The sequence below is a fragment of the Geodermatophilus sp. DSM 45219 genome, assembly GCF_900104025.1.
GTDB lineage: Bacteria > Actinomycetota > Actinomycetes > Mycobacteriales > Geodermatophilaceae > Geodermatophilus.
This window is the reverse complement of sequence record NZ_FNIQ01000001.1, coordinates 908183-921876: the sequence shown is the minus strand read 5'-3', so window position 1 is coordinate 921876 and position 13694 is coordinate 908183. Positions and strand designations below refer to the sequence as shown.

14 protein-coding genes are annotated in these 13694 nt (G+C 74.5%); 7 read left to right on the top strand and 7 right to left on the bottom strand.

Features of this window, described 5'->3' with window-relative positions; all coding sequences use genetic code 11:
• Nucleotides 1-66: 66 nt before the first annotated feature.
• Nucleotides 67-474, bottom strand: coding sequence for a GlcG/HbpS family heme-binding protein (locus tag BLR12_RS04485; protein WP_091373912.1), 408 nt, complete (start codon nt 472-474; stop codon nt 67-69).
• A 184-nt stretch (nt 475-658) separates the two neighbouring features.
• Here BLR12_RS04485 and BLR12_RS04480 point away from each other — a divergent pair, with 184 nt between their 5' ends.
• The 5 genes from BLR12_RS04480 to BLR12_RS04460 are packed head-to-tail and all read left to right on the top strand — an operon-like array spanning nt 659 to nt 5690.
• Nucleotides 659-1108: a diol dehydratase small subunit gene (locus BLR12_RS04480; RefSeq protein WP_091373909.1), complete on the top strand. Its 450-nt coding sequence runs from the start codon at nt 659-661 to the stop codon at nt 1106-1108.
• Between the two features lie 16 nt (nt 1109-1124).
• The gene (locus BLR12_RS04475; protein ID WP_091373905.1) at nt 1125-2837 is read left to right on the top strand and encodes a propanediol/glycerol family dehydratase large subunit; all 1713 of its coding nucleotides are present in this window, start codon (nt 1125-1127) and stop codon (nt 2835-2837) included.
• 3 nt (nt 2838-2840) lie between these two features.
• Entirely contained in the window at nt 2841-3434 is a 594-nt protein-coding gene (locus BLR12_RS04470; RefSeq protein ID WP_091373902.1) for a propanediol/glycerol family dehydratase medium subunit, read from the top strand.
• A gap of 1 nt (nt 3435) precedes the next feature.
• The gene (locus BLR12_RS04465) at nt 3436-5331 is read left to right on the top strand and encodes a diol dehydratase reactivase subunit alpha (RefSeq protein WP_091373900.1); all 1896 of its coding nucleotides are present in this window, start codon (nt 3436-3438) and stop codon (nt 5329-5331) included.
• Complete coding sequence (locus tag BLR12_RS04460; RefSeq protein WP_091373897.1) at nt 5316-5690, top strand: glycerol dehydratase reactivase beta/small subunit family protein; 375 nt, start codon at nt 5316-5318, stop codon at nt 5688-5690. The genes BLR12_RS04465 and BLR12_RS04460 overlap by 16 nt, the downstream gene beginning before the upstream one ends.
• A gap of 81 nt (nt 5691-5771) precedes the next feature.
• Here BLR12_RS04460 and BLR12_RS04455 read toward each other — a convergent pair whose 3' ends face one another.
• A complete protein-coding gene (locus BLR12_RS04455) occupies nt 5772-6326 on the bottom strand; it encodes a bacterial proteasome activator family protein (protein ID WP_091373895.1) in 555 nt (184 codons plus the stop codon).
• A gap of 89 nt (nt 6327-6415) precedes the next feature.
• On the opposite strand from BLR12_RS04455, the gene BLR12_RS04450 reads away from it, so the two are divergent.
• Nucleotides 6416-7639, top strand: coding sequence for a cysteine desulfurase-like protein (locus tag BLR12_RS04450; RefSeq protein ID WP_091373893.1), 1224 nt, complete (start codon nt 6416-6418; stop codon nt 7637-7639).
• 19 nt (nt 7640-7658) lie between these two features.
• Here BLR12_RS04450 and BLR12_RS04445 read toward each other — a convergent pair whose 3' ends face one another.
• Complete coding sequence (locus tag BLR12_RS04445; RefSeq protein ID WP_091373890.1) at nt 7659-8651, bottom strand: NAD(P)H-quinone oxidoreductase; 993 nt, start codon at nt 8649-8651, stop codon at nt 7659-7661.
• Between the two features lie 9 nt (nt 8652-8660).
• Entirely contained in the window at nt 8661-9383 is a 723-nt protein-coding gene (locus BLR12_RS04440; RefSeq protein WP_091373887.1) for an NAD(P)-dependent oxidoreductase, read from the bottom strand.
• A 153-nt stretch (nt 9384-9536) separates the two neighbouring features.
• Here BLR12_RS04440 and BLR12_RS04435 point away from each other — a divergent pair, with 153 nt between their 5' ends.
• On the top strand, nt 9537-10538 hold the full coding sequence (locus tag BLR12_RS04435) for an AraC family transcriptional regulator (RefSeq protein WP_255363278.1): 1002 nt from the start codon (nt 9537-9539) through the stop codon (nt 10536-10538).
• Nucleotides 10539-10609: 71 nt separating this feature from the next.
• On the opposite strand, the gene BLR12_RS04430 is transcribed toward BLR12_RS04435, so the two are convergent.
• From BLR12_RS04430 to folP, 3 genes are all read right to left on the bottom strand, one after another.
• Entirely contained in the window at nt 10610-12208 is a 1599-nt protein-coding gene (locus BLR12_RS04430) for a 4-coumarate--CoA ligase family protein (protein ID WP_091373880.1), read from the bottom strand.
• A 75-nt stretch (nt 12209-12283) separates the two neighbouring features.
• Nucleotides 12284-12709: a PaaI family thioesterase gene (locus BLR12_RS04425; protein ID WP_091373877.1), complete on the bottom strand. Its 426-nt coding sequence runs from the start codon at nt 12707-12709 to the stop codon at nt 12284-12286.
• Between the two features lie 75 nt (nt 12710-12784).
• Entirely contained in the window at nt 12785-13645 is an 861-nt protein-coding gene (folP, locus tag BLR12_RS04420; RefSeq protein WP_091373874.1) for a dihydropteroate synthase, read from the bottom strand.
• Nucleotides 13646-13694: the final 49 nt, after the last annotated feature.

The following is a 13694-nucleotide window of genomic DNA, read 5'->3' as shown; positions in this document are numbered from 1 at the left end:
CGGTCGGACCAGCAAGCGTGCCCAGAGGCCGCGGGACGGCGCCCGTCGGCGGGGGCGGCGGGCCCCTCAGCCCTCCAGCGCGGCGGCGGCAGCCGTGGCGACGGTGACGTCCTGCTCCACGGACCCCGCGCTGACCCCGACGGCCCCCACGAGGTCGCCGTCCCGGAACAGCGGCACCCCACCGCCGAAGGCGACCATGCCCCCCGCGGTCTGCTCGAGCCCGTAGAGCTCGGCCCCGGGCTGCACGAGCGGGGTGAGGTCGGCGGTGGGCAGGGCCATGAGGACGGACGTGACCGCCTTGCGGGTGGAGATGTCGATGCTGGCCTTGATGGCGCCGTCCATCCGCCCGAAGGCCACCAGGTGCCCGCCGTCGTCGACGACGGCGATGTTCATCGGCTGGCCGATCTGCTCGGCGGAGGCGATCCCGGCGTCCAGGATCCGGCGGGCCTGGTCGTGCGTCAGCGAGGCACTCATGGGGGGAGCCAACCGCAACGGCCCGAGACCGGGCACCTCCCCGGTCGGGCAGGTGTCGCCCCTACGACCGGAGAGGGTGCGGCGGGAGCCGGTCCGAGGCAACGTCGGTGCAACGTGGCGCGTGCCACAGTGGCGCGTCGATGCGATGTCCCGATCCGCTGACCGACCGAGGAGCGAGCCCGCGATGAGCGCTTCCCCGCCTCCCGAGCTGACCACTGCCGACTACCCCCTGTCGATCAACCGGCCGGAGCTGCTGCACACGCCCAGCGGCAAGCCGATCACCGCCCTGACCATGGACGCCGTGGTCTCCGGCGAGCTGTCGGCCGAGGACCTGCGGATCGCCCCCGAGACCCTGCAGCTGCAGGCACAGCTCGCCGACGCGAGCAACCGGCCGCAGCTGGCCGCCAACTTCCGCCGGGCCGCCGAGATGACCGCCATCCCCGACGACGAGGTCCTCGCCATGTACAACGCGCTGCGCCCCCGCGCGTCGACCGCGGCGCAGCTCGCCGAGCTGGCCGCCCGGCTGGAGGGGACGTACGGGGCGCCGGTCTGCGCGGCGCTCGTCCGGGAGGCCGCCGAGGTCTACGCGCGCCGCGACCTGCTCGCCCGTCCCGTCGCCGACTCCGACCAGTGAGAGAGGGCTCCCGCACATGACCACTGCGCCCCGGCCGACCACTGCCGCCCCCAGGCAGTCGCTGCGGACCGAGATCCTCGAGGCCCGCCCGGTCAACCTCGACGGGTTCGTCGAGGAGTGGCCCGAGAAGGGCCTCGTCGCCATGGAGAGCGAGTTCGACCCGGCGCCCAGCGTGCGGGTCGAGGGTGGCCAGATCGTGGAACTCGACGGCAGGTCACGCGACGACTTCGACTTCATGGACACCTTCATCGCCAACCACGCGATCGACGTCGAGTCGGCCGAGCGCTGCACGGCGATGCCCTCCGCGCAGATCGCGCGGATGCTCATCGACCCCGGCGTCTCGCGCGACGAGGTGCTCGCCGTGAGCCGGGGGCTGACCCCCGCCAAGGTCCTCGACGTCGTCAAGCTGATGAACGTCGTGGAGATCATGCAGGGGATGCAGAAGATGCGGGCCCGGCGGACCCCCGCGAACCAGGGGCACTCCACCAGTGCCCGGGACAACCCCATCCAGGTCGCCGCCGACGCCGCCGAGGGAGCCCTGCGGGGGTTCGCCGAGCTGGAGACGACGCTGGGGGTCCTGCGGTACGCCCCGATGGTCGCCATCGCGTTGCAGGTGGGCGCCCAGGTCGGTCGGGGCGGCGTGCTCACCCAGTGCGCGCTGGAGGAGGCCACCGAGCTCGAGCTCGGGATGCGCGGTATCACCGCCTACGCGGAGACCATCTCGATCTACGGCACCGAGTCGGTGTTCATCGACGGGGACGACACGCCGTGGTCCAAGTCGTTCCTGGCCGCGGCCTACGCCTCGCGCGGGATCAAGATGCGCTTCACCTCGGGCACCGGGTCGGAGGTGCAGATGGGCAATGCCGAGGGCAAGTCGATGCTGTACCTGGAGATCCGTTGCATCCTGATGGCCAAGGGGGCCGGGGTGCAGGGGCTGCAGAACGGCTCGATCAGCTGCATCGGCGTGCCCGGGGCGGTGCCCGGCGGCCTGCGGGCGGTGGCCGCGGAGAACCTGGTGGCCAGCATGGTCGACCTGGAGTGCGCGTCGGGGAACGACCAGTCCTTCTCGCACTCGGCGATGCGCCGCACGGCGCGGGCGATGCCGCAGATGCTCCCGGGCACCGACTTCGTGTGCTCGGGGTACTCGTCGGTCCCGAACGCCGACAACATGTTCGCCGGGTCGAACTTCGACACCGAGGACTTCGACGACTGGAACACCATCCAGCGGGACTTCCAGGTCGACGGGGGGCTGCGGCACGTCCGCGAGGACGAGATCCTGGCCGCCCGCAACAAGGCGGCCCGCGCGCTGCAGGCGGTCTTCGCCCACCTCGAGCTCCCGCCGATCACCGAGGACGAGATCGAGGCGGCCACCTACGCCAACTCCTCGAACGACTACCCGCTCCGGGACGTGCTCGCCGACCTCAAGGGCGCGCAGTCCGTGATGGACCGGGGGATCACCGGCCTGGACCTGGTCAAGGGCCTGGAGTCGGCCGGCTTCCACGACGTCGCGGAGAACCTGCTCACCGTCCTGCGCCAGCGGGTGTCGGGGGACCTGCTGCAGACCTCCGCCGTCCTGACCGGGGACTTCACCCCGCTGTCGGCGATCAACGACCCCAACGACTACGCCGGCCCGGGCACCGGGTACCGGCTCCAGGGCGAGCGCTGGGAGCAGCTCAAGAAGCTCCGCCACGTCACGTCGTCGACCAACCCCGAGACCGAGGTGGGCTGAACGATGACCACTCCGACGGCGACCGCGCCGGACCGCACGGTCAGCCTCCGGGAGGTGGGTCCCGCGCGGCGCGGCACCCGCCCCGACGAGGTCGTCATCGCGCTGTCGCCCGCCTTCGCCGGGCACTTCAGCAAGACGATCGTCGACGTCCCGCACGCCGAGGTGCTGCGCCAGCTGCTGGCCGGCATCGAGGAGCAGGGCGTGACGGCCCGGCTGGTGCGGGTGATCGACACCGCGGACCTGGCGGCCATCTCGCACACCGCGGCGAGGCTGTCCGGGTCGGGGATCTCGGTGGGCGTGCTCTCCCGCGGCACGACGATGATCCACCAGAAGGACCTGCCGCGGCTGAGCAACCTGGAGCTCTTCCCGCAGTCCCCCCTGCTCGACGCCCCGGTGTTCCGGATGATCGGCTCGAACGCCGCGCAGTACGCCAAGGGGGAGCACCCCCAACCGGTGCCGACCCGCAACGACCAGATGGCCCGCCCCCGCTGGCAGGCGAAGGCGGCGCTGCTGCACCTCAAGGAGTTCGACTGCATCGAGGCGGGCCGCGATCCGGTGGAGGTCGAGGCCGTCTTCAGCCGGGGCACCACCGGCTGAGGTGGGCGCACGCGAGGGTGGCCCGCTCGGGGAGCGGCTGGTCGTCGGCGTCGACATCGGCAACTCGACGACCGAGGCGTGCCTGGCCGTCGTCGCACCCGACGGCTCGATCACCTACCTGGGCACCGACCTGACCCGGACGACCGGTGTGAAGGGCACCCCGGACAACACCGAGGGCGCCCTGAAGGCGATCCGCGGTACCCTGACCCGGGCCGGCCGGAGCGCCGGCGAGGTCGGCACCGTGCTGCTGAACGAGGCGACGCCGGTGATCAGCGGCCTGGCGATGGAGACGATCACCGAGACGATCATCACCGAGTCGACGATGATCGGGCACAACCCCACCACCCCGGGTGGGGAGGGTCTCGGCGTCGGCACCACGCGGTCGATCGCCGAGCTGGGCGAACGGCAGCCCGGCGAGCCGGTGGTGTGCGTCGTGCCGCACGGGTGGGACTTCGACGACGTCGCGGCGACGCTGAACGCCGCCGTCGCCGCTGGGGTGGACGTCGTCGCGGCGATCCTGGCCGGGGACGACGCCGTCCTGGTCACCAACCGGCTCACCCGGCCGATCCCGGTGGTGGACGAGGTCTCCGCCGTGGAGAAGGTCCCGCTGGGCATGCTGGCCGCCGTCGAGGTGGCCCCACCGGGACGGACCATCCGGACGCTGTCCAACTCCTACGGCCTGGCCACCGTCTTCGGCCTGGACCCCGCCCAGACCCGGCAGGTGTCCCCGGTGGCCCGGGCGCTGACCGGCAACCGCTCGGCGGTGGTCGTGCGCACGCCGACGGGGGACGTCACCGACCGGCGCATCCCGGTCGGCGAGCTGGTGCTGCACGGCGCGGGCAAGACCCTGCGGGTGGACGTCGACGCCGGCGCGGAGGCGATCATGGAGGTCGTCGGCCGGGCGCAACCCCTCGACGACGCGCGCGGGGAGCCCGGGACCCACGTCGGCGGCATGCTCGCCCAGGTCCGCGACACGATGGCCGACGTCATGGACATCGCCGGCCAGCCGGACGTGCCGGTGTCCGAGATCGCCATCCGTGACGTGCTCGCGGTCGACACGTTCGTCCCGGCCGAGGTGCGCGGCGGGCTGGCCGGGGAGGTGGCCCTGGAGAACGCCGTCGCGCTCGCGGCGATGGTGCGGACCAGCCGCAGCCGGATGCAGCTGGTCGCCGACCTGGTGTCCGAGGGGCTGGGCACCGCGGCGGAGATCGGCGGGGTCGAGGGCGAGATGGCGGTGGGCGGTGCGCTCACGACGCCCGGCGTCGACCGGCCGGTCGCCGTCCTCGACCTGGGCGGCGGCTCGACCGACGCCGCCCTGCTCACCCGGGAGGGCGAGTGCACGGCCGTGCACGTCGCCGGGGCCGGTGAGCTGGTCACCAAGCTCATCGACTCCGAGCTGGCGCTGGGCGACCGGGACGTGGCCGAGGGCGTCAAGTGGTTCCCGCTGGGCAAGGTGGAGAGCTTCTTCCACCTGCGTCACGAGGACGGCACGGTGGAGTTCGTCGACCAGCCGCTGCCGCCGCACGTCTTCGCCCGGGTGGTGGTGCTGACCGCGGACGGTCCCGCTCCGGTCCCCACCCGGCACGGCCTGGACCACGTCCGGCGGGTGCGCCGTGAGGCCAAACGGCGGGTCTTCGTGGTCAACGCACTGCGGGCACTGCGCCAGGTGGCGCCGGGGGGCAACCTGCGGGCGCTGGAGTTCGTCGTCCTGCTCGGCGGCTCGGCGCTGGACTTCGAGATCCCGGACATGATCGCCGACGCCCTCGCCCCGTACGGGATCGTCTGCGGCACGGGCAACGTGCTCGGCACCGAGGGGCCTCGCAACGCGGTCGCCTCGGGTCTGGTCCGCGCCCACACCGCCCGGCTGGCGGAGGAGGCCCGGTGCCCGACCGGGTGACCGAACCGGGCCCGCGGCCCGCCGTGCTGGTGTACCGGCACCCCGGGGCCCCGACGCCGGTGCTGCGTCAGGTCTGCGCCGGCGTCGAGGAGGAGGGCGTGCCCACCGACGTCGTGGACGTCCCCGGCCCGGACGACGCCCCGCCCCCGAGTGCTGTGGCCCTGGCCCACGCGGCCGCCGGGGAGTCCCGGCTGGGTGTGGGCATCGGGCTGGACTCCTCCGGAGCCGCCGCCGTCCACCACGGCACGCTGCCCGAGGGGACGCCGGTGGACACGACGCCGGCCCGGGCGTTCCCCTCGGACTGGCGACGGGTGGGCCGGACAGCGGCCCGGGTCGTCAAGCACCTGCCGCTCGGCTGACCCGCCGGTGCCGTGATCATCGGCGGGTGGCTGCCCGACACGCCGTCGGCAGCAGCCCCTCGCCGATGATCACCGGGAGATCTACAGGTACTGGCCGCCGCCGGGGTGCGGGTGCGGGCCCGGCGCCGGCTGCGAGCCGCCCGGCAGCGCGCGGCGGCGCATCTCCTCGAGCTGGGCCCGGGCGGCCATCTGCTGGGCGAACAGCGCGGTCTGGATGCCGTGGAAGACCCCCTCCAGCCAGCCGACCAGCTGAGCCTGGGCGATGCGCAGCTCGGCGTCCGACGGGGTCTCGCCCTCGGTGAAGGGCAGCGTGATCCGCTCGAGCTCCTCGCGCAGCTCGGGGGCCAGGCCCTGCTCGAGCTCGCGGATGGAGGCGGCGTGCACGTCGCGCAGCCGGTTGCGGCTGGCCTCGTCGAGAGGCGCGGCCCGGACCTCCTCGAGCAGCTGCTTGATCATCGTGCCGATCCGCATGACCTTCGCCGGCTGCTCGACCATGTCGCCGATCGCGCCGCCGCCGTCGCCGTCCACCGTCGTCACGGCACCCTCGGGCACCGGCATCGTGCCGACGGGCCGGCCGTCGGGGCCGACGACGACGACCTGCTGAGGACGTCCACTGCCGTTGTCAGGTGCGGTCATGCCCCCATCCTCCCCGCCGCGGCGACGGCGTGCCGGGGTGGTACCGGGCCGGCCGGGACCGCGCGTCGCGACGGCTAGTGTCGAGGCCCATGGGACCGGGCGAGGGGCGGCTGGACGTCGCCCGCGTCCGGGGCCTGTTCCCGGGTCTCTCCGACGGTCTGGTGCACGCCGACGGGCAGACCGGCGCGCTGCTGCCGGAGACCGTGGTGCTGGCCGTGGCGCAGGCGATGCGGGTGCCGGTGGCCGAGCGCGGCGGGGTCTTCCCGGCGTCCGCGCGTGCCGAGGGGCTGGTCGCCAGCGCCCGCACCGCGGTCGCCGACCTGGTGGGCGGGGTCTCCACCGGCGTCGTCCTCGGGCCGGACCCCTCCCGGCTGACCTGGACGCTGGCCCGGTCGATCGCCCGCACCTGGCGCCCGGGTGACGAGGTGGTGGTCAGCCGGCTCGACCACGACGCCAACGTCCGGCCGTGGGTGCAGCTGGCCGACCGCGCCGGCGCGGTCGTGCGCTGGGCCGAGGTGGACATCGAGACCGGCGAGCTGCCCGACTGGCAGTACGACGAGCTGCTCGGCCCGCGCACCCGGCTGGTCGCGGTCACGGCGGCCAGCTCGGCGATCGGCACCCGCCCGGACGTGGCGGCGATCGCCCGGCGCGCGCACGCCACCGGCGCGCTGGTCTTCGTCGACGGCACGCACGCCGCCGCCCACGACCTGCTCGACCTGCAGGCGCTGGGGGCGGACTTCCTCGCGGTCGCCGCCGACATGTGGTGCGGTCCGCACGTGGGCGCCGTGGTGGCCGACCCGGCGCTGCTGGGGGAGCTGGAGCCGGAGAAGCTCGCGCCGGTGCCCGACCGGGTGCCCGACCGGTTCGAGAGCGGCGGGCACGCCTTCGAGCTGCTGGCCGGGGTCGCCGCGGCCGTGGAGCACCTGGCCTCGCTGGACGACGTCGCGCCCGGCACCCGGCGGGACCGGCTGCGCACCTCGATGGCGGCGGTCCGGGCATACGAGCGCGGGCTGTTCGACTGGCTGGACCAGGCGCTCCGCGCGATGCGCCACGTGCAGGTCATCGGCTCGGCGGCGCACACCACGCCCACGCTCTCCTTCACCGTCGCCGGCATGCGCCCGCGGCAGGTGGCCCACGAGCTGTCCCGGCGCGGCATCTGCGCCTGGGACGGCGACCTGTACGCCCGCGAGCTGTTCGACGCGCTCGGGGTCAACGACGAGGGCGGCGCCGTGCAGCTGGGGCTGATGCACTACAACACGGCCGAGGAGGTCGGCTACGTGATCGACGCGGTGGCGGCCCTCCGTCCCCGCTGAACAGCCCGCGCCGACCGCCTCACGGCTCGTTGACGAGCAGCACCTTCCCGACGTGCTCGCTGGCGTCGACCACCCGGTGCGCCTCGGCGACCCGCGACATCGGCAGCCGCCGGTCGACGATCGGCCGGACGACGCCGCGCTCGACGTCGGGCCACACGTCGTGCCGCACCGCCGCGACGATCTCGGCCTTGCCGCCGGGCCCGGTCGCCGGCCGGGCGCGCAGCGTCGTGGCGTGCACCGAGGCACGCTTGCGCATCAGCTTCCCGAGGTCCAGCTCCGCCTTGGTGCCGCCCTGCATCCCGATGCACACCAGCCGCCCGCCGGTGGCGAGCACGTCGACGTTGCGGGCCAGGTACTTCGCGCCCATGTTGTCCAGGACGACGTCCACGCCGGCGCCGTCGGTCTCCGCCCGCACCCGCTCGACGAAGTCCTCGTCGCGGTAGTTGATGCCGACCTCGGCGCCGAGCTCCCGGCAGACGTCCAGCTTCGCCCGGGTGCCCGCCGTGGTGAGCACCCGCGCGCCGGCCCGGGCGGCCAGCTGGATGGCCATCGTGCCGATCCCGCTGGACCCGCCGTGCACGAGGAACGTGTCGCCCCGCCGCAGCCCGGCGAGCATGAACACGTTCGACCAGACGGTGCAGACGACCTCCGGCAGCGCCGCCGCCGTGGCCAGCTCCACGCCCGCCGGGCGGGGGAGGAGCTGGCCGGCCGGGACGGCGACCCGCTCGGCGTACCCGCCGCCGGACAGCAGCGCGCACACCTCGTCGCCGACCGACCAGCCGGTGACCCCCTCGCCGACCTCGCTGACCACCCCGCTGCACTCCAGGCCGAGGACCTCGCTGGCGCCGGGCGGCGGCGGGTAGTTGCCGGCCCGCTGCAGCAGGTCGGCCCGGTTGACCGCGGTGGCGACGACGTCGACGAGCACCTCGCCGGGCCGCAGGACCGGGTCGGGCACCTCGCCCCAGCCGAGCACCTCGGGGCCACCGGGTCCGCTCGTCGTCACCGCACGCATGCCCCGACCTTAGGAGGACCCCGCCTGCCCCGGTGAGGCCGTCCTCGAGGGCCCCTGTCGCGCGTCCGGAGCGAGGCCGCGCCGCGTCCCGGACACCGCGAGGCTGCGCTGGTGGTCGCCTCGGTCCTCGACGAGGTCGGCCAGCACGGCGGCCACGGCCCGCCGGGAGACCCGCATGCCGGCAGCGTCCCCGGTGGCCGACACGACGGCCTCCCCGGTCCCGTCGGTCAGGGTCACCGGCTGCACCAGCGACCAGTCCAGCCCGCTGGCGCGGACGGCGTCCTCCTGCCGCTCGTGGTCGTCGATCTGCGGGCGCAGCAGCAGGGCGAACACCACACGACTGGACAGCGGCAGCCTGTCCCGCGTCGCCCCGACGCCGTAGGACGACTGCACGACCAGCCGCCGCACCCCGTGCTCCCGCATGGCCGCGACGACCGCGGCCGTACCCCGGGAGCGCACGTCCAGCGGGGTACCGGCGCTGCCGAGCAGCCGCACCCGCAGCGGGTGCTCGCTGATGCCCAGCGCGACCACGACGGCGTCCTGCCCGCGGACGGCGCGGTCGACGTCCTCCCGCACGGTGGCGTCGCCGTCCACCGCCCGCACCCCGCTCCGGCCCCCGAACACCGCGCCCGCCCGGCGGGCGAAGGCGGTGACCTCGTGCCCACGGCCGGCCAGCGTCTCCACCACCGCCCGGCCCGATCCCCCGGTTGCCCCCACGACCAGCACCTTCACGTCCCTGCTCCTCTGCTGACTGCCGACCCCGGTGGCCGGCACCTCCGATGCTGGTCAGCGGGGGGCGTCCGGCCCATGACCGCGCGTCCGCCGTCCGTGCCCGTTCGTCCGCCGGGCCTGGACGCCCGGTGCCCGTGTGGACAGGGTGGGTGCGTGACCAGGAACGCGGGACCCGACCGGCCGTGGACGCCGGTGGACCCGATCGGCGGGGTGCTCGCCGACCTGCGGATCCGGGGCACCTTCTACTGCCGCGCGGATCTCGCCGCCCCGTGGGGGCTGGAGATGCCCGCCCTCGACGGCTGCATGAGCTTCCACGTCGTCACCGAGGGCAGCTGCCTGCTGGAGGTGGACGGCGCGCGCTGCGTGCTCGGCCCCGGTGACCTGGCGCTCGTGCCGCACGGTCGCGGGCACCTGTTGCGCAGCGACCCGGACGCCCGGATCGCCGGCCGGGCCGACCGGCTGCCCCAGCAGTACCTCGGGGAGCACTACTCGGTGCTGCGGATCGACGGCGGAGGGCCGCGTGCGGGGCTGGTCTGCGGCGTCGTCCAGCCCGGCCGGCCCGGGGCGGCGCACCTGCTGGAGCTGCTGCCCCCGGTCCTGCGCGTGGCCGGGCGGGACGGCGTCCACGGCGGCTGGCTGCCCGTGCTGCTCGGGGTGATCGCCGACGAGGCGCGGCACGACCGGCCGGGCTCGGAGGCGGTGGTCACCCGGCTCGCCGACGTCGTCGTCATCCAGGCCGTGCGGTCGTGGCTGGACACGGCGGCCACCGGGCCGGGCTGGCTGCGTGCGCTGCGGGACCCGCAGGTCGGGCGTGCGGTGGCGCGCGTGCACCGGGAGCCGGGGACGGCGTGGACGCTGGAGCGGCTGGCGAGGGAGGCACGGATGTCCCGCTCGTCGTTCGCGGCCCGGTTCACCGAGCTCGCCGGCGAGCCGGCCATGCACTACGTGGCGCGCTGGCGGATGCACCTGGCCACGGTGGCGCTCGGGGACGGCGCGCGGGTCGGCGAGCTGGCCCGACACCTCGGCTACGAGTCCGAGGCCGCCTTCTCCCGGGCGTACAAGCGGGTGGTCGGCGTCCCGCCGGTCACGGCGACTCGCGGGGACCCCGACCGCACGCAGGCGCCGACCGCAGCGGGTGCGGCCGGCGCCTGGTGAGGTGCTGGAACGGCCACCCTTCAGGGTCCCGCGCCGAGCTGGCGAGGCGTGGGGGGAAGGGTGGTCCTTTCTCAGCCCGCCGCGCGCAGGTCCTTGCGCAGGATCTTGCCGGCCGCGGACTTCGGCACCGCCTCGATGAACGCGACGAAGCGGATCTTCTTGTGCGGGGCCACCTTGCCGGCCATGTACTCCATGACGGCGTCCGCGGTGAGCGTCGAACCGGGGGTCCGGACGACGAAGGCCTTCGGCAGCTCCTCACCGCTCTCCTCGTCCCGGACGCCGATGACCGCGGCGTCGGCGATCTCCGGGTGGCCGATCAGCACGGCCTCGAGCTCGGCCGGGGCCACCTGGTAGCCCTTGTACTTGATCAGCTCCTTGACGCGGTCGACGACGGTGTAGCAGCCCTCGTCGTCGACGACCGCGACGTCGCCGGTGTGCAGCCAGCCGTCGGCGTCCAGCGTCTCGGCGGTCGCCTGCGGGTTGTTCAGGTAGCCCTTCATCACGTTCGGCCCGCGGACCCACAGCTCACCGCGCTGGCCGGGCACCGCGTCCTCGCCGGTGGCGGGGTCGACCAGCCGGCACTCGGAGTTCGGGACGGCGAAGCCGACCGAGCCCTTGGGCACCTCGCCGGTGAAGCCCGGCGGCTCGGCGCCGGCGTCCGGGGTGGTGTGCGAGACCGGGGACAGCTCGGTCATGCCGTAGCCCTGGGCCACCGAGACGCCGGTGTCGGCGCCCTTGCGCAGTCGCGTCTGGACCGCCTGGGCCAGCTGCTCGTCGAGCGGCGCGGCGCCGGAGAGGATCGAGGTCAGCGAGGACAGGTCGTACTGGTCGACCAGCGGGTGCTTGGCCAGCGCCAGCAGGATGGGCGGCGCCACGAAGGCCCGGGTGATCTTGTGGTCCTGGATGGTGCGCACGAAGTCCTCGAGGTCGAAGCGCGGCAGCGTCACGACGGCGCCGCCCCAGGCCAGGCCCTGGTTCATCAGCACGGTCAGGCCGTAGATGTGGAAGAACGGCAGGACGGCGATGATCCGCTCGTCCTCGCCCAGCCGGATCAGCGGGCGGCACTGCGCGACGTTGGCCACCAGGTTGCGGTGGGTCAGCATGACGCCCTTGGGCAGCCCGGTGGTGCCGCTGGAGTAGGGCAGGGTGACCAGGTCCTCGGCCGGGTCGAAGGTGACCTGGGCCGACGGCGCGTCGGTGCTCAGCAGGTCCACCAGGGAGGCGTGGCCCTCGGCGCCGTCCATGACGACGACCTCGTCGACCGGGGACTGCGCCACCGCGGCCATCGCCCGGTCGAGGAACGGCGAGACGGTGATCAGCACCTTCGCGCCGGAGTCGCGCAGCTGGAAGGCGATCTCGTCGGGCGTGTAGAGCGAGTTGATCGGCGACATCACGCAGCCGGCGGCGGCGATGCCGTGGAAGACCACCGGGTACCAGGGCGTGTTCGGGCAGAACATCGCGACGACGTCGCCCTTGCGCAGGCCGCGGGCGTGCAGCGCGGCCGCCACCCGGTCGACGTAGGCGGCCAGCTGGCCGTGGGTGATGACGTCGCCCTTGAGACCGTCGACGAGCGCGGGGGCGTCCGGCCGCTCACGTCCGGCGGCGAGGACGAACTCGGGGACGGAGACGTCGGGGACCTCGACGTCGGGGAAGCGGCTGGCCAGGGCCACGGGGAGAGCTCCTTCGCACATCGGTGTGGCGCCAGTCTCACATCCCCGGTGGCCCCGACCACAGTCGGTCCTTCCTCAGCGCGGCCAGAGCACCGACTGCGTGCAGCGGAACAGCGCCAGCGTCTTGCCCGAGCCCGCGGCCGTGACGACGGCGTCCCACACCTGCGTCGTCCGGCCGGCGTGCGCGTTGGTGGCCACGGTGGTGATGCGTCCCTCGCGGACGGTGCCCAGGTGGTTGCTCTTCAGCTCGATGGTGGTGAAGCCCGACGAGCCCTCGGGGAGCAACGCCCGGGTGGCGAACCCGCAGGCGGTGTCGGCCAGCCCCACCACGGTCGCGGCGTGCAGGTAGCCGTTGGGCGCCAGCAGCTCGGGGCGGACGTCGAGCGCGGCCTCCAGCCGGCCGGGCTCGTGCGCCGTGACGGTCAGCCCCAGCAGGCCGGGGAGGGTGCCCGGGAGCAGGGCGTTGAGCTCGTCGGCGGTGTGGAACCCGGTGGCGGCCATGCCGGGCAACCTAGCCCGGCCCCGTCCGGAGGCTCGCCGCGAGCGTGCGAGCGGTGAGAGGGACGGGGTCCTCTTTCAGGCCAGGCCGCGGGTGGTGCGCGCCGGCGGTCGGTCGCCGCGGATCGAGGCCACCATGTCCAGCGTCTGCCGGGTCGCGGCGACGTCGTGGGCACGGAAGACCGTCGCCCCCAGCCAGGCGCTCACCGCGGTCGCCGCCAGGGTGCCGGTCAGCCGCTGCTCCAGGGGGACGTCGAGGGTCTCGCCGACGAAGTCCTTGTTCGACAGCGCCACCAGCACCGGCCAGCCGCTGGCGACCAGCTCGTCGAGCCGCCGGGTCGCTTCCAGCGAGTGCCGGGTGTTCTTCCCGAAGTCGTGCCCCGGGTCGACGAGCACCCGCTCGCGGTCCACGCCCGCCGCCACCGCGGCCTCCGCGAGCCCCGTCGTCCGGGCCACCACGTCGGCCACGACGTCGTCGTAGGCCACCCGGTGCGGGCGGGTGCGCGGCGGCAGGCCACCGGCGTGCGTGCACACGATCCCGGCGCCGGCCTCGGCGGCGACCTCCGCGAGCGCCGGCTCGACCCCGCCCCACGCGTCGTTGACGACGTCGGCGCCGGCGGCCAGCGCCTCGCGCGCGACCTCGGCCCGCCAGGTGTCGATCGAGATCGGCAGCGTCGGGTGGGCCGCGCGGATGGCGGCGACCAGGTCGACGGTGCGGTGGACCTCCTCGGCGGGCGAAACCTCCTCACCCGGGGCGGCCTTCACCCCGCCGACGTCCACCATGTCCGCGCCCTCGGCCACGACCCGGTCCACCCGCTCGACGGCGGCGGTGAGCTCGAAGGTCGCGCCGCGGTCGTAGAAGGAGTCCGGCGTGCGGTTGACGATCGCCATGACCACCAGCCGGCCGGGCGGCACGTCCAGGGACCCCAGTCGCAGCACGCCGCCCTCTCCCGTCCGACCTCCGTGTGGTGGAGTCAGCCAACCAGAC

Excerpts from the sequence above, each read along its gene's own strand:
- BLR12_RS04485 (WP_091373912.1), bottom strand. The coding sequence starts at position 474 with ATGAGTGCCTCGCTGACGCACGACCAGGCCCGCCGGATCCTGGACGCC.
- BLR12_RS04480 (WP_091373909.1), top strand. The coding sequence starts at position 659 with ATGAGCGCTTCCCCGCCTCCCGAGCTGACCACTGCCGACTACCCCCTG.
- BLR12_RS04475 (WP_091373905.1), top strand. The coding sequence starts at position 1,125 with ATGACCACTGCGCCCCGGCCGACCACTGCCGCCCCCAGGCAGTCGCTG.
- BLR12_RS04470 (WP_091373902.1), top strand. The coding sequence starts at position 2,841 with ATGACCACTCCGACGGCGACCGCGCCGGACCGCACGGTCAGCCTCCGG.
- BLR12_RS04455 (WP_091373895.1), bottom strand. The coding sequence starts at position 6,326 with ATGACCGCACCTGACAACGGCAGTGGACGTCCTCAGCAGGTCGTCGTC.
- BLR12_RS04450 (WP_091373893.1), top strand. The coding sequence starts at position 6,416 with ATGGGACCGGGCGAGGGGCGGCTGGACGTCGCCCGCGTCCGGGGCCTG.
- BLR12_RS04445 (WP_091373890.1), bottom strand. The coding sequence starts at position 8,651 with ATGCGTGCGGTGACGACGAGCGGACCCGGTGGCCCCGAGGTGCTCGGC.
- BLR12_RS04425 (WP_091373877.1), bottom strand. The coding sequence starts at position 12,709 with ATGGCCGCCACCGGGTTCCACACCGCCGACGAGCTCAACGCCCTGCTC.